The sequence below is a fragment of the Tissierella praeacuta DSM 18095 genome, assembly GCF_900128955.1.
GTDB classification, from domain to species: domain Bacteria; phylum Bacillota; class Clostridia; order Tissierellales; family Tissierellaceae; genus Tissierella; species Tissierella praeacuta.
Genome location: NZ_FQTY01000006.1, coordinates 20,151 through 46,512, shown reverse-complemented (window position 1 = coordinate 46,512; position 26,362 = coordinate 20,151). Strand labels below are relative to the sequence as shown.

Sequence of the window (26,362 nt, the reverse complement as noted above, 5' to 3'; positions counted from 1 at the left end):
TATATTTATATAAAACAATAAAATCATTGATATCTGGGTAATAATAAAATAGAATATAATACTGAGGATAATAAATATTTTAGCTAAAGGTGAAAAACATGAAAAATAAACTAAAGAGATTTGATGATGTTTTTATCGATTTAATTAATAGAAAGATGAAACATAGATATCTAGATACTATAATGTATAGAGCTACAAATTTAGGAGGTGCAGTATTTTCTTCACTTCTAGTATTGGTTTTAATATTTATAGGAAGTAGTCATATAAGACTTATGGGTTTTGAAGCACTAGGTGCTTTAATCATTAGTCAGGTAATAGTCCATGCTTTAAAAAGAATACTAAGTAGGGAAAGACCCTATAAGATTATAGAGCAACTAAATACCTTTGGCATAAATTTAAAGGACTACTCATTTCCATCTGGTCATACTACTGCTAGTTTTTCTATTGCTACCACTATAGCGTTTAATATACCTAAATTAACTGTTCTAGTATTTACCATTGCTATAGTAGTCGCAGTATCTAGAATATATTTAGGAGTCCATTATCCTACAGATGTGGCAGCAGGTATATTTTTGGGAATTGGTACTGCTTTAATAGTACATTTTTATTTAATAGAATATATTTATACCCTAGTAGATAATTGTGGTTTGAAATTATAGATTAGAAAATCAAAATAGTGGTATATATGATATAGACTAAATTAGGTAGGGGGTTTTTTGGTATGTTAATGACTAATTTTTTAAAGAAAAGAAAATCTGTTAGAGAATTTAAAAATAAGAAGATAAATCCAGATATATTGGACGAAATAAAATTATATTTAGATTCATTAGAGAAAGAAGATGGAACAAAAGCCATAAGATTTAAACTATATGAATATGGTGAGAAATTATATAAGGAATTAAGGGGAATTGGAGGATATTCAGGTGTAATGATTGAGAGTCCACACTATATAGGACTTGAGCTAGTAGATGATAAAGATAGAAATGTAATTTATGGCTCATATTATATGGAAAAGCTTATAACTAAGCTAAACAATATGGGGTTGGATACTTGTTGGGTGAGTATAGGAAATGTAGATGACGGTATAAAAAAAGAAATATTTGGAGATATGATGGGGAGAATTGACTATATACTAGCTTTAGGTTATGGCAAACCAAAAAATCCTTTTGTCAATGAAACATTTAGTGAAAGAATAGGTGTTGAAGAAATGGTGTTTGTTGATAAGATAGGAAACGCTCCAAGCACTGATGACTTAGAAAATAGAGGTTTAAGTGATTTGTTTTATTATATAAGATTTGCACCATCTGCTTTAAATAAACAACCTTGGAGATTTTTACTTGAGAAGGATAAAGTTACTTTATTAATTAAACATGATGAAGGTGAAAAGCCAAATCTTATAGATGCTGGGATAATAATGTATTATTTTGAATCCTTAGGACAATCAATAGGTTTAAATAATAAATGGGAATTAATAGAAGGAATTGAACAAGAAAATAATAACTATAAATATATAGCAGAATTTAAACTATAAAGCACTTAAAAGTGCTTTTTTTTATTGACAAAAATCTTCAGAGGGCATATAATTATATTAACATATGAATAATTGCTCATATGTTAATATGTAAGTATTGGGGGATAAGAAATGAAAGAAATAGAACTAGAACTAAATGGATTGAATTGTGCTGGATGTGCAGGAAAAATTGAAAAACTATCTAGACAAATTGAAGGAGTAGAAGATGCTAGTCTAGACTTTGTATCAAAAAAATTAAAAATAAATGTAATTACAGATGATGAGGCAAATATAGTAACTGAAGAAATAAAGAAAATTGTAAAAAGACTTGAGCCTCATGTAATAGTTATAGATAAAACAGATAATAAAGTTCGTAGACATAATCATGGGAATACCCATAGTTGTGATCACGATTGTCACCATGACCATAATGGACATGAACATAGTCATGAACATGGGGAAATGAATAAAAAGGAAATCATTAAATTAATTTTTGGAGGATTATTATTTATAATTCCATTATTTTTTAAATTAGATGGTGTGCCAAGATTTGCAGTGTATTTTCTTGCATATATAGTAGTAGGATATGAAGTTATAATAATAGCCATGAGGAATTTATTAGCTGGGATGCCCTTTGATGAAAATTTCTTGATGACTGTTGCTACAATAGGGGCATTAGTAATTGGCGAATATCCAGAGGCAGTGGCAGTAATGTTATTTTATCAAGTAGGAGAAATGTTTCAAGGAATGGCAGTTAATCACTCTAGAAAGTCTATAAGTTCTTTACTAGATATAAGACCAGATTATGCAAATATTGAGAAAAATAATAAGATTATAATTGTAGATCCAAGTGAGGTAGAAGTAGGAGATATAATAATTGTAAAACCAGGTGAAAAGATTCCTTTAGATGGAGTTATAGTAGAGGGAGAATCTTCTTTAGATACATCTAATATTACTGGTGAATCTGTACCAAGAAATGTTGGAATAGGAGATAAGGCATTGTCTGGAGTAGTAAACACTCATGGAGTATTGAAAATAAAAGTAGATAAAGAATTTGGAGAATCTACAATATCTAAGATATTAAATTTAGTAGAGAATGCTTCAAGTAAGAAAGCTCCCACTGAAAACTTTATTACTAAATTTGCTAAGTTTTACACACCTGTAGTAGTATTTATAGCTTTAGCTATTGCAATATTACCACCATTATTTGTAGGGGGAGCATTAAAGGAATGGGCTTATAGGGCATGTATATTCTTAGTTATATCTTGTCCTTGTGCATTGGTTATATCTGTTCCACTAGGCTTTTTTGGAGGAATAGGAGGAGCTTCTAAGTCAGGGATACTTATAAAAGGTGGCAATTATCTAGAAGCCTTAAATGAAGTGGATACAATAGTATTTGATAAAACAGGGACTATTACGAAAGGAACTTTTAGAGTAACAGAAGTAAAAGCATATGGTGACTATACAGAAGAAGAAATATTAGAATTAGCAGCTTATGGAGAATCCTTTTCAAACCATCCTATTGGTAAATCCATAGTAGAAGCATACGGTAAAGAAATAAATAGGGAATATATAAAATCATATAAAGAAATATCTGGGAAAGGAATAGAGGTAGATGTACAAGGTGAGAAAATCACACTTGGTAATAAGACATTATTTGATGAAAAAAATATCCAAATCGATAAAGTAGATTCCATAGGTACTGTAGTATATGTAGGTAAAGATAATTTTCATATAGGAAGTATAATAGTATCTGATGAATTAAAGGATAACGTAGTTGAAGATATTAAAAGTCTAAAAGCCTTAGGTATTAAAGAAACAATAATGTTATCTGGAGATAATGAAGATACGGCAAAGAAAGTAGGAAAATTAGTGGGTTTAGATAATGTATATGGTAATCTTCTTCCCCAGGATAAAGTTAGTATATTTGAAGATATAATAAAGAAGAGTAATGGAAAGGTTGTATTTATAGGAGATGGAGTAAATGATGCACCAGTCCTTGCAAGGGCAGATATAGGTATTGCTATGGGGGGACTAGGTTCTGATGCAGCCATAGAAGCTTCTGATATAGTAATCATGACAGATGAAATAGGAAAGATTACAACAGGAATAAAAATAGCTAAAAATACTAAAAAGATAGTAACACAAAATATTATATTGGCATTGGGAGTAAAACTTATAGTTTTAATTTTAGGAAGTTTAGGTTTAGCTACTATGTGGGAAGCAGTATTTGCAGACGTTGGAGTATCCATAATTGCAATACTAAACTCAATAAGAGCATTGAAAGTAGAGGAATAAGATTTCCTCTACTTTTTTATCATAAATGTGGTAGACTATATATAGTATAAAGTTTAAGAGGTGTTTGTGTTGATAAAAGAACATACTAGACAATATAATTATGTGCTATTAGCAGAAAATGCATATATTAATAATAATAAGGAAAAATCTATAGAATTTTATAAAAAAGCTTTGCAATTTAGAGGCAATATGGTAGATAATATAGCTATACTATATAATATAGCTCAAATTTATGATGAAATAGATAATATGTTGAAATCTTTAGAGACATATGAAGAAATAACTAAACTTGATTCTAGTGAAGCAGGAGCATACTATGGCATGGCTATGATTTATGAAAAAATGGGAGATAAAGATAGAGCATTGGAGTATTATCATAAAGCTATCTCCTTAGATAAATATTATGATAGGGCATATTATTATGCTGCTAATATTTTTGATGAAAAAGGTGATAAAAATAAGGCATTAGAGTATTATTATAAAGTAATAGAAATAGTACCTAATGATTATATAACCTATAATAATCTAGGATCTATATATGAGGAATTAGGAGAATATGATAAAGCGTATACTATGATAGAAAAAAGTTTAAATATAGAACCAGATTATTATAAAGCTTTATTTAATATGGGAGTTGTTTATAAAGCTTTAGGAGATAATGATAAAGCTTTGGAATATTATTTTAAATCAATAGATATTAATCCTCAGCATTCTTATTCCTATCTAAATATTTCTGCTATTTATATAGAGCAGAAGAGATTTGAAGATACTGTTGAATTATTAACAGAAGGGATAAATAATAATCCACAAGCTCATGATTTATATTATAATAGGGCTTGCTGTTATTCAATATTAAATAATGAAGAAAAAGCTTTAGAAGATTTAAAAAAGGCAGTAATGCTGTTACCAGAAATAGTAGAATCCATAAGAGTTGATAAGGATTTTGAAAATTTACGTGGTAAAGGTGAATTTATAAAAATAATAGAATAATAATGATATATGGAGGCAATTAAATGATTATATTAAAAACAAGTGAAGAAATACAAAAGATGAAAAAATCTGGAGAACTATTAGCAAAAGTCCATAAAGAAATAGCAAAAATAATTAAACCTGGTATATCTACTATGGAGATAGATAAATTTGTAGAAGATTATCTAAAAGAGCACAATGCTTATCCAGAGCAAAGAGGATATCATGGTTATCCATATGCAATTTGTGCTTCAATTAATGATGAAATCTGTCATGGTTATCCAAGAACAGAACCATTAAAAGAAGGAGATATAGTAACTATTGATATGGTAGTTAATATAGATGGATGGTTGGCAGATTCAGCTTGGAGTTATGCTGTTGGAAATATATCAGATGAGGCTAGAAGATTATTAGATATAACTAAGGAAGCTTTATATAAGGGAATAGAAAAGGCTACTATAGGAAATAGATTGGGAGATATCGGTTATGCTATACAATCATTTGCAGAATCCAATGGTTATTCAGTAGTTAGGGATTTTGTAGGTCATGGGATAGGTAAAGAAATGCACGAAGACCCACAGGTACCACACTATGGAATACCAGGCAGAGGACAAAGACTTGTAGAAGGCATGGTTATAACCATAGAGCCCATGATAAATGTAGGAACATATAGAATGAAAATAGATGATAATGAATGGACTGCTAGAACAGTAGATGGTAAGCTATCTGCTCAATATGAACATACCATAGCTATTACGAAAGAAGGTCCAATGATTTTAACAGATCAAGACCAATGTAATTAATAAAAAATAATTAAAGGATTAAGATATATTTCTTAATTTGTTTAATGGTTTTCAATTATTAACTGTTAATCTTTAATTGAAGATTGTGGAAAGGATAGGTGTAAAAGTGAAAAAGGAAAATCCAGTTCAATTGCTAGGTAAGAAATATACTGTTAAAGAAGAGATTGCTAATGGAATTACCCATGGACTAGGAGTTTTATTTGGTATAACTGCTCTCATAGTTTTATTGGTTATGTCTATTAGAAAAGGCGACGCATTGTCTATAGTTGCTTTTAGCATATATGGTGCTTGTTTTATTCTTATGTTTTTATCATCAACTTTATATCATAGTATCACAAATGAAAGAGCAAAAAGGATACTTAGAGTATTTGATCATTCCTCTATATTTTTGTTTATAGCAGGGAGTTACACACCTATTACACTATTAACTATGACTGGGGCTCTAAGAATTAGTATATTAGTTGCAGTTTGGTTTATAGCCATATTTGGAGTTGTATTTAAGATATTTACTTTTGGAAGATTTGATAGATTTAAGGCGTTTTCCTTAAGTCTATACATAGGTATGGGATGGATTGCAGTATTTACTATAAAACCAATTATTACAATGACTTCAATAGGATTCTTTATGTGGATATTGGGAGGAGGACTTCTATATACTCTAGGAACAATATTCTATACCATCAAAAAGATACCTTATAATCATGCAATCTGGCATATTTTTGTCTTAGCTGCATCTGTACTCCATTTTGTAGGTATAGTTTTATATCTAACATAGTTTTATATATAATACCTACTATTATGAATATAGACGGTATCTTATTTCCGTATTTTATCTTAGGGGGAGTAATTAATGATAAAAGTTCTTATTGTAGATGACCAAAGTTTAATACGAGAAGGACTGAATATGATGCTTAGTCTTTATGATACTATATTTATAGTAGATGAGGCTACTAACGGCAAAGAAGCCATAGAGATATTAGGTAGAGAGGAAATAGATTTAATATTAATGGATATACGAATGCCTGTTATGGACGGAGTAGAGGCTACAAAACAAATTAAGGAAAATTACCCTAATACAAAAGTATTAATATTAACAACTTTTAATGAGGATGAATATATTTTTGAGGGACTTAAAAGTGGTGCTGATGGCTACTTACTTAAAGACATATCATCTAAGGAATTAGTCAAAGCAATAGAAACAGTATATAGAGGGAATACACTTTTACAATCCGATGTAGCTAAAAAGATGATAAAATCTATAGGGGATAAAGTTAATATACAGGATAGTGTAGATAACACTATATTTAAAGAACTGACTAAAAAAGAATATGAGATAGCTTTGTTAATAGGGGAAGGAAAATCCAATAAAGAAATAGGGAAAATATTGTATATAGCAGAAGGAACTGTTAAAAATCATATAACTAAAATATTATCTAAACTAGAGTTGAGAGATAGAACTCAATTGGCAGTATTGATTAAAGAATATAGTAAGATATAAAAAGGCTATGGAATCATAGTTTTTTTATATTCTAAAATTTAATTTTCTATGACTATAGTCATAGAAAATTATGGCTATAATAGTGACTTTAGCTAGATTTTTTATTTTGAAGATTTGTATATACTTAAAATAAGAATATCTAGGAGGTCATTATTATGAGAGAACTAAAAAAATCCCTTTATTTTATATCTTTTCCCTTATCATTTATAGGATTCATATTTCCCATTTATGCTTCGTCCATAGGAGCAAATATTATTCAAATAGGTTACCTTTACTCAATTTTCTCAATAGTAAGTATAATAATACGCCCTATAGTTGGGAATTTAATAGATAAGAGAGGAAGAAAAATAGGTGTACTAATAGGTACTATCCTTTATTCTTTAGTAAACATAGGATTTATAATAGCTAAAGATTTTAAATATCTATTAATAGTAAGAATACTTCAATCTTTAGCTGCTTCGTTTTTAGGAATAAGTGTAGATGTTTTTATTTCAGATATTAGTGATACAACCAATAGGAGTGAAAATTTTGGTATAAAGGAGCAGTCTATGGCTAAGGGGGAATGGATAGGTAGTTTAATTGGATTTACTATTTTATTTAATAACTTTACGAATAATCCATTTAAAATAGTATTTATAATTTTTCTGATTACTAGTTTAATATCAGTTTATTATACAATAAAGGATTTGCCAGAAACCCTTAGTTTTAAAAAGGAATATGACCAAGGTAATATTAAAAACAAGAAACAATTAAAATATTTCCTGGAAATAATAGGTGTTATTTCTTTTATAACCAGTTTAACTACACCAATATATCTTTTATATCTACAAGAAAATATTACAGATGAACTTAGTTTAATATCTTCCTTATTTATTCCAGCAGCAATATTATCTACATTTTTACCAAGACGATTTGGAGCTTTAGCTGATAAATATGGCAGAGAAAAGATAGTTATAGTTGGAATGACTATAAATGCCATACTTCAAATATTTATACCATTTAATAAGGGATATTATAAGTTTATGATTATTTATACCTTGATTTCTGTTGTAGTGATGCTCTATAGTTCTGCTTTTTCCTCTTTAATTATTGATTTTGTAGGAGAAGATAAAAGGGGCAGATCCTATGGACTATATAGTTTTGCAAGTGGAATAGGTGGGGCTATAGGATCTATAGTTGGCTCATATGTATATGGGAATATAGGTAATAATATTATATTTTATGTAAAGGGGAGTCTTATGATTGTAATGGTTCTATTTATTTGCTATATTTATATTAATAAATTAAATGGAGAAGAGAAGTTACCTAGAATAAGTTAGTGAGGAGTTAATATGAAAAAATTTGTTAAATATAATAGGTATTTATATATAGCCACTTGTATTTTAATAGGACTTGATATTATTTATAAATATATAGATAATACTATTCTTTTCTTAACTTTCTTTTCCTTATTTACAATTATAGTAATTAATGATTATATAAGAATGTTTTTATTTTATAAAAATGAAAAGCAATACTATTTATCCGTGTTTGTTTCCATGATAATAAGTAGCCTATTGACTTATAAAGTACAAGGATATTCTCATATATTTATGTTCATTATTTTATATGAACTGATTTTGTATACGGAAGGAAGAGTTTCAAAGTTATTTATTGGGTTGGAAATATTGATTGTTATGGTTTTAATCATACTTAGAGGTGTAGCTGTTGGGGAATTAATGACTATAGAGTTTTGGAAAAAAGGTTTATTTGATATTATAATGTCATATATAGGACTGTTATTTTATTTTCTTACCTTATTTACATATAGAACTTTAAAAAAAGAAAAGAGAGAAGTAGATAGATTAAATAAAGAATTAGAATTATCTTATAATAGGCTAAAGGAACAATCAGAAGAAATTGAAAAATTGACTATAACTAAAGAAAGAAATAGAGTGGCAGGAGAAATTCATGATAATTTAGGACATAGTCTAATAGCTTTAAATATGAATTTAGATGTAATTCATAAGATTATGGATAAGGATATAGCTAAGACTAAAAAATTAATTAATAAATCTCAGTTATTAGTTAAAGAGAGTATAGAGAGTTTAAGAAAGGCTGTTTATGCTTTAAAGGAAGAAAGAAATAGTACTTTATTGAATTCCATAAGAAAATTAACTGATAATATTGAGAGCACAGGAAAGATTAGGATAATTTTAAATATAAATGAAAAAGTAGAGGAATTGTTGCCTGAATATAAAGATATTATATATATTTCTATAAAAGAAGCTTTAACTAATAGTATAAAGCATGGGAGAGCAGATAAAATTAATATAAATATAAAATTAGATGGAGATGAACTAGGAGTTGAAATTATAGATAATGGACTAGGATGTACTAATTTGATTAAAGGCAATGGATTAATGAATATAGAAAATAGATTAAGAGATTTTGGAGGGGAAATGATTTATAATAGTGGGGAAAAACAAGGATTTAATTTAGAATTGATATTTAAAATGGGATTATATAAAATGTACTAATGGGGAAGGTGAGTAAAATGGCTAATATAAAAACAAATGCTATGCGTATTTTAGAACAAATGAAAATAGAATATAATGGCATTACTTATAATAGTAATGATGGAAAAATTGATGGAGTTTCAGTATCTGAAAAAATTGGTAAGGATCCTAAATTTGTTTATAAGACATTGGTAGTCCAAGGTCATAGTAATACTATTTATGTATTTCTTTTGCCTGTTAAAGAGGAATTGGATTTGAAAAAGGCTGCAAAAGCAGCAGGGGAAAAAAGTGTTGAAATGATACACGTTAAGGATTTATTAAAATTTACAGGATATATAAGAGGCGGCTGTTCTCCAATAGGGATGAAGAAAGATTATAAGACATTTATAGACATATCTGCCCTTGAGATAGATAAGATTATTGTAAGTGGAGGAAAGATTGGGGTTCAAATAGAAATGGAAACATCTAAATTAATTCAAGTTTGCCATGGTGAAATAGTAGATTTGACTATTAAATAACTGTAGTTTTTGGTGCCAGGCACCAAAAACTACAGTTATTTATTGTTGACACACCTAGATAATCTAGGTATGTTTTTTAGGAGGTGGAAAAGTGAAAATTGATAAAGGATTTATAGGAGGAAGTACTAATTTACTAATATTATACCTGCTCAAGGAAAAGGATATGTATGGGTATGAAATAATTAAAGATTTAGAGGTGCGTTCCGATAGTACTTTTAAATTTAAAGAAGGAACCTTGTATCCAGTATTGCACAAGTTAGAAAATGAGGGATATGTTAAATCCTATATGAAAAAAAGCGAAACTGGCAGAGAACGAAAGTATTATAGGATTACAGACAAGGGAGAAAAACAATTAATTGAAGAAAAGAGACAATGGCATGTGTTTTCAACTACTGTAAATAAAGTAATAGGTGGTGAAAAACATGTCTTTTCATAAGATGGATGAATTTTTAAAAAGCGTTTTATCATATATAAAATTTCCCTTTGATAGAGAAGATATAAAATTAGAGATGGAAGCTCATATACTTGATAAGATAAATTATTATATGGTGCAAGGATATGATGAGAAAAAGGCGGAAGAACTTGCTGTAAAAGACATGGGAGATCCTAAAGAAATAGGAATTCAGTTAAATAAGGAACATAATCCTATAATTGGGTGGCTTTGGAGAATAACAAATATAGCAGTAACTATTTTTATAGTAATTAATATTTTTATTATAGGCTCAATGACAATAGTTACAATATTTAGTGGCAATCCAGTTAAAGAAATTCCAAAGGAAGATATAGTTTATAGAGCTGGAGTTTTGGAGCCATTGGGACTATAAAGGACGATTTAGGAAATGAATATTTTTCTGGTTCAGGTTCTAGTAGTGGAGGAATTGTTTCTAAATGTAGAAGAAGTCTTAGAGACTTTCCAGAGAATGCTAATACCTTAATTATTGAATATGATGAATATAATAGAAAATATAGAGTAGAGATTCCATTAAAGGCAGGTGAATATAATGAATAGATTAAAGAAGATTATTAAAAATACTATAATTTTAGTAATTTTATTCTTTATATTCTTAAAGAGTTCAGGTCTTTATTTAATTCCCTTGTCAGCTCATAAAGCTTCTGAAAGAAGTGCACATTATGGACCATCTGAAGTTGTTCATATAGAGGACTTTGATAAAGGAAAATATATACTCTGTAAATATGATAGATGGTTTTCATGTAATACAATAAATAAAACTTTATTTTTCTTTTGGCGTATTGGTAATCAAGTATATGGTAGGGAAAGTGATTTATCAAAAGCAGTATCCTATACTTGGTCTATGTCTGGTGATTATTATAAAGCTTATGGAATTATTAATGATAATAGGATAAAGAAAATAGAAGTGACTCTAGAAAATGGAGATATACTTATACAAGATGGGTTTTATGAAGATATGTTTCTTGTGACTTGGAAGTCACCAAATGATAGTATTATTGACTTTGCTGGAATTAGGGCATATGATGAGGATAGCAATATAATTTTTGAAGATATATATGGATATTAGAGCAATGATGATAATTTTATAAGGAGATATCATGATGATAAAAATAAAAGATGAAATAAAAATTTTATCACCTCAAATTCCTAATGAACTAAAAAGTTTAGATATAGGAAATAGTCGTATTGAAGATGAAGATTTTTTCAATATGGCCATTATCTCTGATTGCTATATAGAAGAGCAAAGGGCAGAAAAGGTAATATTTGAATCTAAGTTTTCAAAGGTAGGCTTTTCAAATATTGATATGAAAAGAATACAAATGGTTGGAGTAGAATTAAAGGGGATGGACTTGAGAACCTGCAATATGGAAGGAATAGGAACAAGGATTGAGGATTTAAATGGAGCAATAGTTTCAAATATGTAGGTAATTGAATTAGCAGGGCTATTAGGGGTTGTGATTAAGAAATAAGTGAAATAAAAATGAACTAAATTACAAATCCTCCGTTGGGACTAATTATTTGCCCAGTTATGAAATCAGCATTATGTGATGCTAAGAAAAGCACACAATTAGCAATATCATAGGGAGTTCCTAATCTCATTAAAGGTGTATTTTCTTTAAGGACATTTAATTCATCTTCATTATAAGGGGAAAGCATTTCAGTTTGAATAACACCAGGTGCAACGGAATTTACTTGAATATTTGAAGGACCTAATTCTTTTGCTAAAGATTTTGTTAATCCTATAATGCCTGCCTTAGTAGCTGAATAATGGACTTCACAAGAAGAACCTACAATTCCCCATATGGAGGAAATATTTATGATTTTGCCTTTTTTCTTGGGAAGCATATATTTTAAAGCTGCTTGTGTACAGTAAAAAACGCTTTTAAGATTAACATTTATCATATTATCTAAATCTTCATCAGTAATATCTGTGAATAATTTTGATTGACTTATTCCTGAATTGTTGATAAGTACATCAATACTATTAAACTCTTCAATACAGAAATTTATCATGGAATCTACTTCATTTCTTTTGGAAACATCTGCTTTAAATATTCTGACAGATAGACCTTTATTTTTAAGTTTATAATATAAATCTAAGGCACTCTTTTCAGAGTTATTAAAGTTAATCAAAACATTATAACCTTCATTTGCAAATAACTCTGCTATAGATTGTCCAATACCTTTAGAAGCTCCAGTTATAATTGCAGTCTTTGAAAAAATCATGAATAATATTCTCCTTTATATATAACAGTTTATATTAAGTTCAAAACTTTATGTTTATATAATAATTATACTCCATATTTTAGAGAGATAAAATATAAACTTGGGGGTAAATAATATAAAAGTTTTATATTATTTAGAATAAGTTTGTTTCTATTGCCAATTACAGCTGCTGTAGCCAATGAATAATTAAACTATAAGTATAAATAAAAATAAATGATTTTATTAAAAGAAAGTATAATGACAATAAAAAGGAGAAATAAGTGATGAAAATAGATAGACTGCTTTCTATTATAGTCGTATTACTGAATAAAGAAAATATAACTGCTAAGGAATTGGCTGATAGATTTGAAGTTTCAGTAAGGACTATATATAGGGATATAGAAACTATAAATTTAGCAGGGATTCCCATAGTATCTAATCAAGGAAGAGATGGAGGATTTAGGATTTTGGATAATTATAAAATAAGCCATCAATTACTAACATTAGATGATATGATTTCAATTGCTATTGCATTAAAAAACATAAATATTTTCTCAGAAAGTAAAAATATTGACATAATGATTGATAAAATAAGTAATATTGTTCCTAAGAATAAGAAAGAAGATTTTGATTATCATTTTAATGAATTGATAGTATGTGATTTGCCTTGGGGATATAGAGTTGATTCAAAGAATAAGGAAAAGTATAAAATTATATATGAAGCAATAAGGGAAGAAAGGCTAATAGATATAGAATATAGAGATCCATATGGAAATATAACAAAAAGAAGAGTAGAGCCTATGAGCCTTGTCTTAAAAGGACTTAATTGGTATGTTTTTTCATATTGTTATTTAAGAGATAATTATAGACTTTTTAGACTTTCTAGAATACATAAGATTAAGGTATTAGAAGAAAAATTTAATCCTAGAGGAATAAGTTATGAAGATTTTAAAAATAAAAATATTTCTAAAAATAATATAGTAGACTTAGTTTTGAGATTTTCTCCTGAAGTACACCAAAGAGTTGATGAATTTTTTTATGAAGAAAATATAACAATAGATGAAAATGGATATGTAGTAGTTAAGATTTCATTTCCAGAGGATGAATGGGTTTACTCTATGATATTAAGTTATGGTGAATATGTAGAAGTCCTTGAACCGAATTATATTAAAAATATAATCAAGAATAAGGTACAAAAGATTTATGAAAAGTATTAAATATGACATACTGTTGTCAAAACATAGTGGTATTATGGGGTAAATAATAAAAGTAAGGGGGACAATCTTATGAAACAAGAATATTGTCAAAGCTGTGGGATGCCTATGGAAGATGCTAGTCTTTATGGTACAGAAAAGGATGGAAGTAAAAGTCAGGATTATTGCACATATTGTTATGAAGATGGAAACTTTAGAAAGCCTAGTGAAACAATGGAAGAAATGATAGAAACTTGTGTACCTTTTATGAAAGAAAATGGAATGGAAGAAAAAGAAGCAAGAGAAATACTAAATAATTGCCTTCCACATTTGAAACGTTGGAAAAAGTAAATACTTTATAGAACTTAAAACCCTTATATAACAACTATGTTACATAAGGGTTTTTTATTGACTTTACCCCCTTAATCTGATAAAATAATTTTTATGTCTAAAAAATAGAGAGGAGGGGTTGATATGGTTATTATAGCAAATGAGCTGTCTAAAAGATATAAAATATCTAAGAGAAAACCAGGTATAGTAGGTGGCTTAAAGAGTATTATATGCAGGGAGTACGAAGAGATAACTGCTTTGAATAATATATCCTTTAAGATTGGAAAGGGAGAATTGATAGGATATATTGGACCAAATGGAGCTGGAAAATCTACTACAATTAAAATACTATCGGGTATATTAACACCAGATTCAGGAGAATGTAAAGTTCTAGGAAAAATTCCATATAAAGAAAGGGTCAGCTATGTAAAGGATATAGGAGTAGTATTCGGGCAGAGAACTCAACTATGGTGGGATTTACCAGTTATAGATTCTTTCCAATTACTGAAGGATATTTATAAGATTCCTTTAGGAGACTATTTAAAGATTAAAAAGGAACTTGTAAAATGGCTGGATTTAGAGAAGTTTATAAATACTCCAGTAAGACAGTTGAGTTTAGGTCAAAAAATGAGATGCGAATTAGCAGCGTCACTTCTTCATTCTCCACAAATACTTTTCCTTGATGAACCTACTATAGGGCTAGACGCCATATCTAAATTGGCAGTTAGAGAATTTATAAAAAAACTGAATAAGGAAAAAGGGGTTACAGTTATACTTACAACCCATGATATGGATGATATTGAAACTCTATGTAATAGAGTAATTGTAATAGGTAAAGGGGAAATTCTTTTAGATGGTTCTTTACAATCCCTTAGAAATACAGTATCTAAAGATAGGAGACTCATTTTAGATTTTGATGAAGGTACAAATGGCTTTTCCATAGCAGGAGCAACTCTAATAGGTGAAGAAAAAAATAGACTTGTCATTGATTTTAATCCAGATATAATAACACCAGCAGATTTAATAACTAATTTATCCACTAAATACAAAATAAAAGATATATTAATAGAAAACCCTCCCATTGAAGAAATTATTGCTAAAATTTATGGGGAGTTTAACATATGAAGGCATTTATATCTATTATAAAGATTAGATTTAATCTATTGTTGCAATATAAAGTTGCCGCCTTAGCAGGTATAATTACTCAATTTTTTTTTGGAATGATTATGGTCATGGTATTATTTGGTTTTTATAATTCTTCAAGTGGAGAAATGCCCATTGATTATAAAGCAGCCATAACTTATATATGGCTTGGTCAAGCTATGATTGGGATGTTGCCTTGGAATGGTGATAATGAAATTCAAAATCTAATAAGGACAGGGAATATAACCTATGAGCTTATTAGACCCATGAATTTATATAATTATTGGTTTGCAAGGACTTTTGCCTTAAGAACTGCACCGACTTTACTTAAATCTATTCCTTTATTTATTATAACTTTATTATTGCCAAAGGATTATGGAATGGAATTACCACCTAATGCTTTAGCTAGTATTGGGTGGATAGTAACTACCTTTGGTGCTCTTATGATTTCCTGTGGAATAACTAATATAATCAATATAACTACTCTTTATTCTTTATCAGGAGATGGAATACAAAGACTATTAACATCTATTGTTATGTTGTTTTCTGGAATGATAGTACCTTTGCCATTATTTCCAGATAAATTAAGACGAGTATTAAGTTACTTGCCATTTGGTGGATTAGTAGATATTCCAGCTAGATTTTTTACAGGGGAAATTCCTTTTAGTAAATTACTTCAATATTTTTTATTTCAGTGTACATGGGCATTTGTAATATATATACTAGGACAATGGATTTTAAATAAAAAGATAAAAGACTTAGTAGTTCAAGGGGGCTAGAATATGGACAGTATAAAGTTATATTTTAAATATATTAAATTAAGTATAGAATCTCAGCTTCAATATAAGGCCTCCTTTATTATGATGTCCATAGGACATTTCCTAATAACTTTTATTGATTTTCTTGGTGTATGGGTGTTATTTGAAAGATTTGGTGATATAAAGGGTTTTACTTTTGGAGAAGCAGCTTTATTCTATGGGATGGTTCATATTGCATTTTCTATTACAGAAGCTTGGACTAGAGGATTTGATACCTTTCATATATTGGTTAGATCAGGAGATTTCGATAGGATATTACTTAGACCAAGGACTACAGTATTACAGATTTTAGGACAGGATTTTCATATAATGAGGATAGGTAGGTTTATTCAAGGTCTTGTAGTTCTTATATGGGCAGTATTTAAGTTAAATATAGAATGGACTTTAGGGAAAACTTTATTATTGATAGGATCTATTGTTGGAGGAAATTTTCTGTTTTCAGGACTCATAGTAATTCAAGCTACTTTATCTTTCTGGTCCGTACAAAGCTTGGAAATAGTAAATTCTTTTACCTATGGTGGTGTGCAAGCAGCCCAATATCCTATTTCCATATATAGACCTTGGTTTAGAAAAATACTTATATATATAATACCCTTGGCTACAATTAATTATTTTCCTGCTATGAATATATTGGGGAAGGTTGATTCCTTTGGATATCCTTCATGGTTGGGATGGATTTCTCCATTATGTGGAGTTGTATTTTTTATACTATCACTACAAATATGGAAAATTGGAGTAAATCATTATACTTCTACTGGAAGTTAATTTTGGTTAATTATCTTGAATAAAAATTATTTATCATGTAAAATTATTTAGAGTTACAAAATATTATTTTTTACATTAAATGGTTAGAGGAGAATTATATGAGCAGAAACATTAATTTAATAGAAGGAAATATCTCTAGTACCCTTACCAAATTAGCATTACCTATTATGGGGACATCATTTATACAAATGATGTATAACTTAACGGATATGATGTGGTTAGGCAGACTTAGTACTAAAGCTGTAGCTGGTGCAGGTACTGTAGGATTTTTCATGTGGTTTGGTATGTCTCTTGTATTAATTTCACAAATTGGAGTTAGTGTAGGAGTATCACAATCCTATGGAAAAGGAGAGATGGATAGTGCAAGAGAATATATATCTAGTGGGATAAAATTAGATATAATCATAGGAATTATTTATTCATCATTATTATTGATATTTAGACACCAAGTAATTGGTTTTTTTAATTTAAATGATACAGAAACTATTCAATTAGCAATAGACTATTTAGTAATTATAGCTTTTGGATTTTTATTTCATTTTATTAATCCTATATATTCAGCTATATTCAATGCTTCAGGGAATAGTATTACGCCTTTTATTATAAATACAATGGGATTAATAACTAATATTATTTTAGACCCTATTTTAATTTTTGGTGTTGGACCATTCCCTAAACTGGGTATAAAAGGGGCAGCAGTAGCTACTATAGTAGCACAGATAGTTGTTACTTCAATATATATATTAGTATCAAGAAAGAATAAAGAACTATTTTCCCATTTACATCTTTTTAAATTGCCAAAATTAGATTATCTTAAAAGGATATTAAAATTAGGATTTCCTGCATTTTTACAATCAGGAGTTCATGCCTCTATATCTATGGTTTTAACAAAAATATTGGCAAAATGGGGCTCTACTCCAGTGGCAGTACAATCTGTAGGCTCACAAATAGAATCAATATCTTGGATGACTGCAGAAGGTTTTTCTACAGCTATATCAGCTTTTGTAGGACAAAATTATGGTGCAGAAAACTATGATAGAGTAAAAGAAGGATACTATGCTGGACTCAAGATAGTTGGTACCATAGGAATATTTGCCACTGTTTTACTTATATTTTTCGGAGAACCTATTTTTAGGATATTTACACCAAATGATGCTATTGCCATATCTCAAGGCGTAGTATATTTGAAAATCTTAGGACTTTCTCAGTTTTTTATAACTATTGAAATAGCCTCAGCAGGAGCATTTAATGGAATAGGAAGAACTCAAATTCCAGCAATAATAGGGATTATACTAAATGCATTAAGAATTCCAGGAGCATTAATACTATCAAGTACAGTATTAGGAATGACAGGAGTATGGTGGAGTATGAGTATTAGTACTGTATTTAAGGGAATAATTTTAACTTCTTTATTTATTTATGTTTTAAGAAAAGGATTACATACTAAATAACTTCAGTTTTTGGTGCCTGGCACCAAAAACTGAAGTTATTATAGACTATTTACTTTTCTTGCTGCAATTACATTAACTCCAGTACCTAATATATTTTCTATTATAATATGGCCCTTTTCAATAGGTGCAGATACTTCTGTTATTTTGATTATATCCATACATTCTTCAACTAGGGTTTCAGGTATAACACCATCAGTTTTAACTGGAAGTCTACTCATAGGACCATTTTTAAGTAATACCCTAGAGGTGAGAACTCTTGAAGGTTCTAAGATTTCTTTAATACCATATTCTTTACCTCTATTACATTTATTGCCTTCAACTGAGTAATGATAATTAGTAGCCTCATTTTTAATTATTTTAAGATTGCAGCCTACAGGGCAGACCTTACATTTTTTTTCAATTATATCCATAAATAAAACCTCCATAGTAAATTAACATAATAATTATAACATATTATGAGAAGGTTTTTGTATATTTAATAAGAGGAGATGATTTAATGGAAGTTTTACAAGCTATTATGACTAGAAGAAGTATAAGGAAGTTTACAGGAGAGGTAATTACAGAAGAACAGTTGAATATTTTACTTAGGGCAGGATTTCAAGCACCTTCTGCTCACAACACTCAGCCTTGGCATTTTATAGTAGCTAAGGATAAAGAATTACTTCAAAAGATATCAGATTTTCATAAGTATGCAAAAATGTTACCTAATGCTGGATGTGGAATAATTGTTTGTGGAGATGAAGAAAAGCAAGGAAACAGAGGTTTTTTAGTAGAAGATTGTTCAGCAGCTATACAAAACATCCTTTTAGCAGCTCATGGAGTTGGATTAGGAGCAGTGTGGTGTGGATTATATGATTCAGGTAATTTAGTAGAGTCCATGAAGGAAGTTTTAGAATTACCTAATAATATTATACCAATAGGTATGGTAGTAGTAGGAAATAAGGACGAAGAAAGAAATATATCTGAAAGATATGATGAGAGTAAAATTCATTATAATAAGTGGTAGATAAAAAATAAAGAGATGTATATAATAAGGTATAGGTACAACGTGGTTTAGATTATTATGAGGGGTTTTATTATGTTGTCTAAGATTGAGATAATAAAAAGACTAGCTTTATCTGCCATAGTTGGAGGTCTTATAGGAACAGAAAGAGAAATCAATAATAGACCAGCAGGACTTAGAACTCATATATTAGTTACATTAGGTTCTACTTTGGTTATGCTTGTTTCTATTGATGGGTTTCAATCGGCAGATCCTGCTAGATTAGCAGCACAAGTTGTTAGTGGAATAGGTTTTCTTGGTGCTGGAACCATTATGAGAACAGGAAATAACATTAGTGGACTTACTACTGCTGCTAGCTTATGGGTTTGTGCTGGTATTGGATTAGCAATGGGATCAGGATATTATCTAGGGGCTATAGTTACTACTGCCATAGTTCTTGCAACTTTAATGAGTTTAGGACCATTTGAAAAGATGATATTGACAAAGAAGTATAAAGCAGTTGAGATAGTTGCTACGAATAGACCAGGGATTATTGGTCAAATAGGAGTTTTATTTGGGAAATACTATATATCTATTAAAGATATAAAGATATTAGGTACTGATGGTGGTGAACATGATGATAATGGCATTATGGAAATTCGTTTTTTAATTAAGGCACCAAATAATGTCAATATAAGTAGCCTGTATAAGGAAATTTATCAAATTCATGGTATTATTAATGTTAGTTTTGAAGGAAACATTATTCCCAATAATAATTATATGGATTTTTAATTACTTGTGATATATAGTTGAGAGTTATTGAAATACTAGGAGATGAAAAAATGAATAAAAGATTTACTAAGAATTTAATACTGTTATTAGCTATATCTTTAATTTTATTTATAAGTGGATGTAGGAAAGAAACAATAAAAATAGAAAAAATTGAAAAACATGAAGGAGGAAATGATATGGCATTGGAGCAATTAAAACAACCACAAGAGGGAGAAGAAATTGTTGTTATTATTACAAATCATGGAGAAATAAAGATAAGACTTTTTCCAGATATAGCCCCAAAGGCAGTAGAAAATTTTAAAACTCATGCTAAAGATGGATATTATGATGGTGTTACATTTCATAGGGTGATAAAAGATTTTATGATTCAAGGTGGAGACCCAGATGGCACTGGTATGGGTGGAAAAAGTATTTGGGAAAAACCTTTTGAAGATGAATTTAATAAAGATTATCATAATTTAAGGGGTTCCTTATCTATGGCAAATGCAGGACCAGGAACTAATGGCAGTCAATTTTTTATAGTTCAAAGATCATTCGTAGAAGAAGATTTTTTAAGTCAGATGAAACAAGCAGGAGATGAAGCAGGATTTTCAGAAGATGTTATAAATGCTTATGCTGAACTAGGTGGAACTCCATGGCTAGATTATAGGCATACAGTATTTGGGCAAGTGTTTCAAGGAATGGATGTAGTAGATAAAATTGCTAATTTAGAAGTTGGGGCAAATGATAAACCAGTTAACCCAGTTGTTATGGAAAAAGTAGAGATAAGAAAAATAGAATATAAATAATGATGATAACAAAAAACAACTTCTTTTTTATAGTGTAATTACTTAAAAAAGAAGTTGTTTTAATTTATAATTGGTAATTTATAATTAGATTATATTGAACTACCATCTTTTAAATTTATCTTCTAAAATAGCAATTATCTTATACATCAAAGCCGATATAATGGCCAATAGAAATACACTCATCATTACAATATCCAGCTTAAATACTTGACCACCATAGACTATTAAATATCCAATACCTGCCTTTGATACTAAAAATTCTCCTACAATTACTCCAACCCAAGATAAACCAATATTAATTTTCAAAGTACTCATTAGAGTTGGAATGGAAGAGGGGAGAACTACTTTCTGAAAGATTTGTAATTTAGTAGCACCAAAGGTAGTTAGTAATCTAATTTTATCTTCATCAACGGCCATAAAACTTGCAAACATATTCATTATAGTCACTACTATTGAAATGGTAATAGCAGTGACAATTATTCCAGAATAACCTGCTCCAACCCAAATAATAATAATAGGTGCTAAGGCTGTTTTGGGTAGACTATTTAGCATGACTAAATATGGATCCAGCACTTTTGCCCAGAAATCTGACCACCAAAGTCCAATTGCAACGATTATTCCCAACAATGTACCGCCTAGAAATCCCATTATAGTTTCGAATACTGAAATTCCAACATGATGAAAAAGATTTCCTTGTTTCGCATAAATTAAAAATAACCTCCATATTTGTGATGGATAGCTAGTTAGAAAAGTATCTATCCATTTAAAATGGGCAGCTATTTCCCAAAGACAAAGACCAAAAATTAAAATGCCTATTTGAGTTATAAATATATTTCTTTTTTTCCTTTTTATATTAATTAGATAATTTTCATGTTCTTTAGAAATGTTTTTAGACATGGACATCTAACTCCTTCCATATTTTATTGAAATAGTATCGGAACTCAGGAGCTTCCCGACATTTAAGTGGTGTTCGACATCCTTCTGGACAAGTTAAATTTATATTGATTACTTCCTTTATAGTAGAAGGTCTATTTGATAAAACAACTATTCTATCTGATAAACTAATAGCTTCAGCTATATCGTGAGTTACTAACAATCCAGTCTTTTTTTCTTTTTTTAATATAATCCCAATTTCGTCAGCTATTGCAAGTCTTGTCTGATAATCTAAAGCAGAGAAAGGTTCATCTAAGAGAAGTAAATCAGGCTCTAATAAAAGGGTTCTAATAAGGGCTACTCTCTGTCTCATTCCTCCTGATAATTGGCTTGGATAACTGTTTAAAAATTCACCTAAGCCATAACTTTTTAGCATTTTTTCTGCTAAATCATAGCTATTATGATTTAATTTTCCTTGAATTTCCAATCCAAGTACTACATTTTTTAGTATGGTTCTCCATTCTAAAAGCTGGTCTTTTTGAAACATGTATCCAATATTTCTATTAGATTTATTTACTTTTTCCCCATTAATTAGGACATTTCCATTAGTAGGTTCAATAAGACCTGCTATTATTGAGAGTAAAGTAGATTTTCCACATCCACTTGGGCCAACTATTCCAACAATTTCTCCTTCTAATATATTTAAATTTATATCTTTAATAGCTTCAGTTTCTCCTTCTAATGTATGATAAGTCATTCCGATATTATTAATCTCAACTACAATGTTTTCATCCATAGTATCCCTCCCAAAATTAATATATAGTACTTTATTGTATTCCAAATGAAAGAAATATGTGAGATTACAAAAAAATATTAATTTTGTGGAAAGGACTAAAAGATGGTATAATATTTCAGTAATAGTTTAAAGGAGGAGTTATTTTGCATCAGTATAAAGGTAAATTAATTATACATACTGGCTCTATGTTTTCTGGAAAAACTTCTAGCTTAGAAAAAGATGTAAAGAGATTTAATATAGCAGGATATAAAACAGTTGCATTTAAGCCGTCAGTAGATACTAGATATCCAAAATCGGAAATAAGAACCCATGACAACACCACATTAAATGCAGTAATGGTGAATAATATAATTGAAATATGTGAATATTGTAAAGGATACAATCCAGATGTAATAGCTATAGATGAGGTACAGTTTTTAGGTGGAAACATACAAGATATAGTAGGAGCTATAAATAAGTTTTTAGAAAAGGGAATAACTGTTGTATTGGCAGGACTTGATATGGACTTTACTGGACAAGCCTTTGAAATTGTAAAGGAATTAATGCCAATTGCAGATTATTTATATAAACATCATGCAGTATGTGCTAAATGTGGAACGGATGCTTGGATTAGTCATAGAAAAACTAAGGCTCAAGAGAGAATAGTTATAGGGGCAACAGATGAATATGAACCACTTTGCAGAAAATGTTTTTTAGAAGAAATTAAATAGAAAGGATAGGATTATGGATAGATATATAAAATTTGAACCCTCTAAAGAACCATTATATGATACATATGATAAAGATTATATGTATTTATTTAATGGAAGTAAACTCATGGTAAAATTAAATGACACGGAGTATATCATACCTAATAAGAAAGATTTAGAATTATTTAAACCACAGATAAATCACCTACAATGTTTAGGTGCCTATAAGGGAATAAACTGTTACTGTGGTGAAATTAAAGAAAGCTTGGGAGAGAATTATGATTTTATAGATTTAAGGACATATTCAAAAAATATAAGTCATGATGATTTTTTAGTATCAGCAAAGGCGTTACTTCTGTTGGATTATATAAGAAACAATCAAAAATGTGGAATTTGTGGTTCGCAAATGATTGTAAAGATTAGTGGAAATGATAGGGCTATGATTTGTTCAAGTTGTGATAATATGGTATGGCCAAAAACTGCTCCTGCAATAATAGTAGCAATTACAAAGGAAGATAAGTTGTTATTAGCACATAATAAAATGTTTCAAGAGGGTATGTATAGTGTAATTGCAGGATTTGTAGAGATGGGAGAAACTTTCGAGGACTGTGTAAGGAGAGAAGTATTTGAGGAAACAGGAATAAAAGTACATAATATAAAATATTTTGGTTCACAACCATGGCCATTTCCAAATTCAATGATGATAGGATTTACTGCAGAGTACCTTGAAGGTGAAATAAAAGTAGATAATGATGAAATAGTAGATGCACAATGGTTCACAAAAGAAGAAATACCAGGAAAGTATAAAAAATCTATTAGTATTAGTACAGAGTTAATAGAATGGTTTTTAAACAAATAATATAGATGTTTATTTTTAAATTTTATATAATTCCTTTTTATTAACATAAAATAATGTTTGAGTATTAAATTTATTTCTTATAAATAAGATTTCAAGTTTTGATTCAAGGGATCAATTAAATTAATTATTCAAGAGATTTTATAAGATAAAAGTTAATTTAATAGTTTTCCTTGAAAAGGCAGTTAAATTATGATAATATTTAGATGATTAAAATAATATAAAAGGATGGAAATTGCAGAAATGAGAATATAATCCGCTTAATTAAAAGAACAATTTGAACTTAGGAAAATAACACCTATTAGTTAGGTTTATTTTTGTTGTAAAATGTTCTGAAGTGGATTATTAATTATTTGTTATTTATTTGAATTGACTATATTTTAGTTGGTTTATTTATTTTTGCAATAATAAAGGATATTAATCCCTTCAGAACTTATAGGAGGGATTTTTTTATGTTGATTTTAGATATAAAGAATTTGAAGAAGTATTATGAAAATAGACTTATATTAGATATAGAGGACTTAAAAGTATATTCAGGTGATAAAATAGGATTAGTTGGATTAAATGGGTGTGGAAAAACTACATTACTTAATTTAATTGCAAAGGAAATTAATCTAGATGAAGGAATAATAAAAACATCTATAGAGCCCTTTTATATTAAACAGCTGGGAGATATAGGGAATAAGGAAATAGATAGTGAGTATATAAGTAAACTTGGACTGAAAAATAAGAATAATGAGTTTATGAGCGGTGGAGAATTGACCAGACTAAAGATTGGTAAATTCTTGACTGATAATGGAAAATTTCTTCTTGCAGATGAACCAACTTCCAATCTTGATTTTGAAGGAATTAATTTTTTAATAGAAAAGTTATCTAATTTTGATGGATGTATAATTATTACTTCTCATGATAGGGATTTCTTAGATAAGTTGTGTAATAAGATAATAGAAATTGAAGAGGGGAAAATCAGAATATATGAAGGGAATTATTCTGATTATAAAGCTCAAAGGGAGTTAGAAAAGAAGACTCAAGAAGGAGAATATGAAAAATATATTAGAGAGAAAAAAAGATTGGAAAAAGTATTAGTTGATACAAGAAAAAAATCAGATAAAATAAAAGGAACTCCTAAAAGAATGGGAAATTCCGAGGCAAGGCTTCACAAGATGGGTGGGCAAAATGCTAAGAAAAAATTAGACAATAAGGTAAAAGCAATAGCTAAGAGAATTGATAAATTAGAAGTAAAAGATAAGATAAGAGAAATAGATAGGATAAAAGTAGACTTTAAAGGAGACGAAATTTTTTCAAAGATAGTTATTGAAGGCAAGGGAATTACTAAAACCTTTGGAAAGAAAATATTATTTAAAAACTCTGATTTTCAAATATATAATAAATCTAAAGTAGCTTTAATTGGCAGCAATGGTAGCGGAAAGACCACATTATTAAAAATGATAATGGAAAAAGTTCCTAATATCAATATTTCTAAGAAAGCCAATATAGGATATTTTAGTCAAAATCTAAATATTTTAGATGAAGATAAAACCATAATAGAAAACCTTCTTGAATTAAATGAATTAGAGCAAGATGCAAGAGATATTTTAGCAAGATTTCTTTTTAGAAGGGATGATGTATATAAAAGGGTAAATATTCTAAGTGGCGGAGAAAGAGTAAAGGTATCTTTGGCAAAAATACTGTTAGGTGGTTTCAATGTGTTAATATTAGATGAACCAACTAACTACTTGGATATATATTCAATTGAAGCCGTAGAAGAAGCTTTGATAAATTATGATGGCACATTATTATTTGTATCTCATGATAGAAGATTTATTGAGAGAGTAGCAAATACTATAATCACTATTGAAAATAATAAAATCAATACATTTCAGGGGAATTTTAATGAATATAATGAAAAGAATATGATGAAGGATTGTAATAATCAAGATTTATTTTATAGGAGGTCTATATTAGAAAATAGATTAAGCGAAGTAATAGGGCTGCTTTCCATTTCTGTAAATGATGAAGAAAAGGATAAGCTTGATTTAGAGTATCAAAGGTTATCAAAAGAATTAAGACAATTAAAGGAAATAAGGTAGATAAAACTAAAAACCCATGAAAGTG

The 26,362-nt window shown here is 29.0% G+C and carries 30 protein-coding genes; 26 read left to right on the top strand and 4 right to left on the bottom strand.

The window, feature by feature from the left end:
• The first annotated feature begins 98 nt into the window (after window positions 1-98).
• The 14 genes from BUB33_RS08245 (at window position 99) to BUB33_RS08180 (ending at window position 11,990) form a co-directional block, all read left to right on the top strand.
• Entirely contained in the window at window positions 99-659 is a 561-nt protein-coding gene (locus tag BUB33_RS08245; protein ID WP_072975354.1) for a phosphatase PAP2 family protein, read from the top strand.
• Window positions 660-721: 62 nt separating this feature from the next.
• Entirely contained in the window at window positions 722-1,531 is an 810-nt protein-coding gene (locus BUB33_RS08240) for a nitroreductase family protein (RefSeq protein ID WP_072975352.1), read from the top strand.
• A gap of 111 nt (window positions 1,532-1,642) precedes the next feature.
• Window positions 1,643-3,808: a heavy metal translocating P-type ATPase gene (locus BUB33_RS08235; protein WP_072975350.1), complete on the top strand. Its 2,166-nt coding sequence runs from the start codon at window positions 1,643-1,645 to the stop codon at window positions 3,806-3,808.
• A 69-nt stretch (window positions 3,809-3,877) separates the two neighbouring features.
• Window positions 3,878-4,798, top strand: a complete 921-nt coding sequence (locus BUB33_RS08230; RefSeq protein WP_234950022.1) for a tetratricopeptide repeat protein — start codon at window positions 3,878-3,880, stop codon at window positions 4,796-4,798.
• A 23-nt stretch (window positions 4,799-4,821) separates the two neighbouring features.
• Window positions 4,822-5,580 (top strand): type I methionyl aminopeptidase, encoded by a 759-nt coding sequence (gene map / locus BUB33_RS08225; protein ID WP_072975347.1) that lies wholly within the window; start codon window positions 4,822-4,824, stop codon window positions 5,578-5,580.
• Window positions 5,581-5,686: 106 nt separating this feature from the next.
• A complete protein-coding gene (trhA, locus tag BUB33_RS08220; protein WP_234950021.1) occupies window positions 5,687-6,355 on the top strand; it encodes a PAQR family membrane homeostasis protein TrhA in 669 nt (222 codons plus the stop codon).
• 75 nt (window positions 6,356-6,430) lie between these two features.
• Entirely contained in the window at window positions 6,431-7,078 is a 648-nt protein-coding gene (locus tag BUB33_RS08215; RefSeq protein ID WP_072975345.1) for a response regulator transcription factor, read from the top strand.
• Between the two features lie 155 nt (window positions 7,079-7,233).
• Complete coding sequence (locus tag BUB33_RS08210; RefSeq protein ID WP_072975343.1) at window positions 7,234-8,397, top strand: MFS transporter; 1,164 nt, start codon at window positions 7,234-7,236, stop codon at window positions 8,395-8,397.
• Between the two features lie 12 nt (window positions 8,398-8,409).
• On the top strand, window positions 8,410-9,597 hold the full coding sequence (locus tag BUB33_RS08205) for a sensor histidine kinase (RefSeq protein ID WP_072975341.1): 1,188 nt from the start codon (window positions 8,410-8,412) through the stop codon (window positions 9,595-9,597).
• A 17-nt stretch (window positions 9,598-9,614) separates the two neighbouring features.
• On the top strand, window positions 9,615-10,094 hold the full coding sequence (gene ybaK, locus BUB33_RS08200) for a Cys-tRNA(Pro) deacylase (RefSeq protein WP_072975338.1): 480 nt from the start codon (window positions 9,615-9,617) through the stop codon (window positions 10,092-10,094).
• Window positions 10,095-10,185: 91 nt separating this feature from the next.
• Window positions 10,186-10,530 carry a PadR family transcriptional regulator gene (locus BUB33_RS08195; protein WP_072975332.1) on the top strand — a complete coding sequence of 115 codons (345 nt, stop codon included), beginning with the start codon at window positions 10,186-10,188 and terminating at the stop codon, window positions 10,528-10,530.
• Complete coding sequence (locus BUB33_RS08190; RefSeq protein WP_218564842.1) at window positions 10,517-10,918, top strand: permease prefix domain 1-containing protein; 402 nt, start codon at window positions 10,517-10,519, stop codon at window positions 10,916-10,918. Before BUB33_RS08195 ends, BUB33_RS08190 begins: the two co-directional genes overlap by 14 nt.
• Window positions 10,919-11,095: 177 nt before the next feature.
• Entirely contained in the window at window positions 11,096-11,632 is a 537-nt protein-coding gene (locus tag BUB33_RS08185) for a hypothetical protein (protein ID WP_072975329.1), read from the top strand.
• Window positions 11,633-11,666: 34 nt separating this feature from the next.
• Window positions 11,667-11,990 (top strand): hypothetical protein, encoded by a 324-nt coding sequence (locus BUB33_RS08180; protein WP_072975327.1) that lies wholly within the window; start codon window positions 11,667-11,669, stop codon window positions 11,988-11,990.
• Between the two features lie 61 nt (window positions 11,991-12,051).
• Here the strand turns inward: BUB33_RS08180 and ymfI are convergent, their stop codons facing one another.
• Window positions 12,052-12,792: an elongation factor P 5-aminopentanone reductase gene (gene ymfI, locus BUB33_RS08175; RefSeq protein WP_072975324.1), complete on the bottom strand. Its 741-nt coding sequence runs from the start codon at window positions 12,790-12,792 to the stop codon at window positions 12,052-12,054.
• A 263-nt stretch (window positions 12,793-13,055) separates the two neighbouring features.
• Between ymfI and BUB33_RS08170 the strand changes: the two genes are divergently transcribed.
• The 6 genes from BUB33_RS08170 to BUB33_RS08145 all read left to right on the top strand — a co-directional run bounded on the left by BUB33_RS08170 (window position 13,056) and on the right by BUB33_RS08145 (window position 18,471).
• Window positions 13,056-13,988, top strand: a complete 933-nt coding sequence (locus tag BUB33_RS08170) for a helix-turn-helix transcriptional regulator (RefSeq protein ID WP_072975321.1) — start codon at window positions 13,056-13,058, stop codon at window positions 13,986-13,988.
• 69 nt (window positions 13,989-14,057) lie between these two features.
• A complete protein-coding gene (locus BUB33_RS08165; protein WP_072975318.1) occupies window positions 14,058-14,315 on the top strand; it encodes a zinc ribbon domain-containing protein in 258 nt (85 codons plus the stop codon).
• 123 nt (window positions 14,316-14,438) lie between these two features.
• Window positions 14,439-15,419 (top strand): ABC transporter ATP-binding protein, encoded by a 981-nt coding sequence (locus BUB33_RS08160; protein ID WP_072975315.1) that lies wholly within the window; start codon window positions 14,439-14,441, stop codon window positions 15,417-15,419.
• The gene (locus BUB33_RS08155) at window positions 15,416-16,216 is read left to right on the top strand and encodes an ABC transporter permease (protein WP_072975312.1); all 801 of its coding nucleotides are present in this window, start codon (window positions 15,416-15,418) and stop codon (window positions 16,214-16,216) included. Before BUB33_RS08160 ends, BUB33_RS08155 begins: the two co-directional genes overlap by 4 nt.
• A 3-nt stretch (window positions 16,217-16,219) precedes the next feature.
• Window positions 16,220-17,020: an ABC transporter permease gene (locus BUB33_RS08150; RefSeq protein ID WP_072975310.1), complete on the top strand. Its 801-nt coding sequence runs from the start codon at window positions 16,220-16,222 to the stop codon at window positions 17,018-17,020.
• A 98-nt stretch (window positions 17,021-17,118) separates the two neighbouring features.
• On the top strand, window positions 17,119-18,471 hold the full coding sequence (locus BUB33_RS08145) for an MATE family efflux transporter (protein WP_072975308.1): 1,353 nt from the start codon (window positions 17,119-17,121) through the stop codon (window positions 18,469-18,471).
• Window positions 18,472-18,509: 38 nt separating this feature from the next.
• Here BUB33_RS08145 and BUB33_RS08140 read toward each other — a convergent pair whose 3' ends face one another.
• A complete protein-coding gene (locus tag BUB33_RS08140; protein ID WP_072975306.1) occupies window positions 18,510-18,881 on the bottom strand; it encodes a DUF1667 domain-containing protein in 372 nt (123 codons plus the stop codon).
• A gap of 86 nt (window positions 18,882-18,967) precedes the next feature.
• Between BUB33_RS08140 and BUB33_RS08135 the strand changes: the two genes are divergently transcribed.
• From BUB33_RS08135 to BUB33_RS08125, 3 genes are all read left to right on the top strand, one after another.
• Window positions 18,968-19,477 (top strand): nitroreductase family protein, encoded by a 510-nt coding sequence (locus BUB33_RS08135; RefSeq protein ID WP_072975304.1) that lies wholly within the window; start codon window positions 18,968-18,970, stop codon window positions 19,475-19,477.
• 72 nt (window positions 19,478-19,549) lie between these two features.
• Window positions 19,550-20,245 carry an MgtC/SapB family protein gene (locus BUB33_RS08130; protein ID WP_072975302.1) on the top strand — a complete coding sequence of 232 codons (696 nt, stop codon included), beginning with the start codon at window positions 19,550-19,552 and terminating at the stop codon, window positions 20,243-20,245.
• 176 nt (window positions 20,246-20,421) lie between these two features.
• A complete protein-coding gene (locus BUB33_RS08125; protein WP_072975610.1) occupies window positions 20,422-21,033 on the top strand; it encodes a peptidylprolyl isomerase in 612 nt (203 codons plus the stop codon).
• Window positions 21,034-21,132: 99 nt separating this feature from the next.
• Here the strand turns inward: BUB33_RS08125 and BUB33_RS08120 are convergent, their stop codons facing one another.
• Window positions 21,133-21,930 carry an ABC transporter permease gene (locus tag BUB33_RS08120; RefSeq protein ID WP_115322125.1) on the bottom strand — a complete coding sequence of 266 codons (798 nt, stop codon included), beginning with the start codon at window positions 21,928-21,930 and terminating at the stop codon, window positions 21,133-21,135.
• Window positions 21,923-22,702 carry an ABC transporter ATP-binding protein gene (locus BUB33_RS08115; RefSeq protein WP_072975296.1) on the bottom strand — a complete coding sequence of 260 codons (780 nt, stop codon included), beginning with the start codon at window positions 22,700-22,702 and terminating at the stop codon, window positions 21,923-21,925. Before BUB33_RS08115 ends, BUB33_RS08120 begins: the two co-directional genes overlap by 8 nt.
• Before the next feature lie 143 nt (window positions 22,703-22,845).
• Here BUB33_RS08115 and BUB33_RS08110 point away from each other — a divergent pair, with 143 nt between their 5' ends.
• The 3 genes from BUB33_RS08110 (at window position 22,846) to abc-f (ending at window position 26,337) form a co-directional block, all read left to right on the top strand.
• A complete protein-coding gene (locus tag BUB33_RS08110) occupies window positions 22,846-23,412 on the top strand; it encodes a thymidine kinase (RefSeq protein WP_072975294.1) in 567 nt (188 codons plus the stop codon).
• Between the two features lie 13 nt (window positions 23,413-23,425).
• Window positions 23,426-24,250 (top strand): NAD(+) diphosphatase, encoded by an 825-nt coding sequence (nudC, locus tag BUB33_RS08105; RefSeq protein WP_084725290.1) that lies wholly within the window; start codon window positions 23,426-23,428, stop codon window positions 24,248-24,250.
• Between the two features lie 449 nt (window positions 24,251-24,699).
• The gene (gene abc-f, locus BUB33_RS08100) at window positions 24,700-26,337 is read left to right on the top strand and encodes a ribosomal protection-like ABC-F family protein (RefSeq protein WP_072975292.1); all 1,638 of its coding nucleotides are present in this window, start codon (window positions 24,700-24,702) and stop codon (window positions 26,335-26,337) included.
• Window positions 26,338-26,362: the final 25 nt, after the last annotated feature.

Bases quoted from the DNA above. Each gene is read 5' to 3' on its own strand.
- BUB33_RS08145 (WP_072975308.1), top strand. From the start codon at position 17,119: ATGAGCAGAAACATTAATTTAATAGAAGGAAATATCTCTAGTACCCTT.
- BUB33_RS08120 (WP_115322125.1), bottom strand. From the start codon at position 21,930: ATGTCTAAAAACATTTCTAAAGAACATGAAAATTATCTAATTAATATA.
- BUB33_RS08210 (WP_072975343.1), top strand. From the start codon at position 7,234: ATGAGAGAACTAAAAAAATCCCTTTATTTTATATCTTTTCCCTTATCA.
- BUB33_RS08170 (WP_072975321.1), top strand. From the start codon at position 13,056: ATGAAAATAGATAGACTGCTTTCTATTATAGTCGTATTACTGAATAAA.
- BUB33_RS08155 (WP_072975312.1), top strand. From the start codon at position 15,416: ATGAAGGCATTTATATCTATTATAAAGATTAGATTTAATCTATTGTTG.
- BUB33_RS08130 (WP_072975302.1), top strand. From the start codon at position 19,550: ATGTTGTCTAAGATTGAGATAATAAAAAGACTAGCTTTATCTGCCATA.
- nudC (WP_084725290.1), top strand. From the start codon at position 23,426: ATGGATAGATATATAAAATTTGAACCCTCTAAAGAACCATTATATGAT.
- BUB33_RS08165 (WP_072975318.1), top strand. From the start codon at position 14,058: ATGAAACAAGAATATTGTCAAAGCTGTGGGATGCCTATGGAAGATGCT.
- BUB33_RS08245 (WP_072975354.1), top strand. From the start codon at position 99: ATGAAAAATAAACTAAAGAGATTTGATGATGTTTTTATCGATTTAATT.
- BUB33_RS08185 (WP_072975329.1), top strand. From the start codon at position 11,096: ATGAATAGATTAAAGAAGATTATTAAAAATACTATAATTTTAGTAATT.
- BUB33_RS08160 (WP_072975315.1), top strand. From the start codon at position 14,439: ATGGTTATTATAGCAAATGAGCTGTCTAAAAGATATAAAATATCTAAG.
- BUB33_RS08240 (WP_072975352.1), top strand. From the start codon at position 722: ATGTTAATGACTAATTTTTTAAAGAAAAGAAAATCTGTTAGAGAATTT.
- BUB33_RS08150 (WP_072975310.1), top strand. From the start codon at position 16,220: ATGGACAGTATAAAGTTATATTTTAAATATATTAAATTAAGTATAGAA.
- BUB33_RS08205 (WP_072975341.1), top strand. From the start codon at position 8,410: ATGAAAAAATTTGTTAAATATAATAGGTATTTATATATAGCCACTTGT.
- BUB33_RS08180 (WP_072975327.1), top strand. From the start codon at position 11,667: ATGATAAAAATAAAAGATGAAATAAAAATTTTATCACCTCAAATTCCT.
- BUB33_RS08190 (WP_218564842.1), top strand. From the start codon at position 10,517: ATGTCTTTTCATAAGATGGATGAATTTTTAAAAAGCGTTTTATCATAT.
- BUB33_RS08140 (WP_072975306.1), bottom strand. From the start codon at position 18,881: ATGGATATAATTGAAAAAAAATGTAAGGTCTGCCCTGTAGGCTGCAAT.
- BUB33_RS08125 (WP_072975610.1), top strand. From the start codon at position 20,422: ATGGCATTGGAGCAATTAAAACAACCACAAGAGGGAGAAGAAATTGTT.
- BUB33_RS08135 (WP_072975304.1), top strand. From the start codon at position 18,968: ATGGAAGTTTTACAAGCTATTATGACTAGAAGAAGTATAAGGAAGTTT.
- abc-f (WP_072975292.1), top strand. From the start codon at position 24,700: ATGTTGATTTTAGATATAAAGAATTTGAAGAAGTATTATGAAAATAGA.
- ymfI (WP_072975324.1), bottom strand. From the start codon at position 12,792: ATGATTTTTTCAAAGACTGCAATTATAACTGGAGCTTCTAAAGGTATT.
- BUB33_RS08235 (WP_072975350.1), top strand. From the start codon at position 1,643: ATGAAAGAAATAGAACTAGAACTAAATGGATTGAATTGTGCTGGATGT.
- BUB33_RS08115 (WP_072975296.1), bottom strand. From the start codon at position 22,702: ATGGATGAAAACATTGTAGTTGAGATTAATAATATCGGAATGACTTAT.
- ybaK (WP_072975338.1), top strand. From the start codon at position 9,615: ATGGCTAATATAAAAACAAATGCTATGCGTATTTTAGAACAAATGAAA.
- map (WP_072975347.1), top strand. From the start codon at position 4,822: ATGATTATATTAAAAACAAGTGAAGAAATACAAAAGATGAAAAAATCT.
- BUB33_RS08215 (WP_072975345.1), top strand. From the start codon at position 6,431: ATGATAAAAGTTCTTATTGTAGATGACCAAAGTTTAATACGAGAAGGA.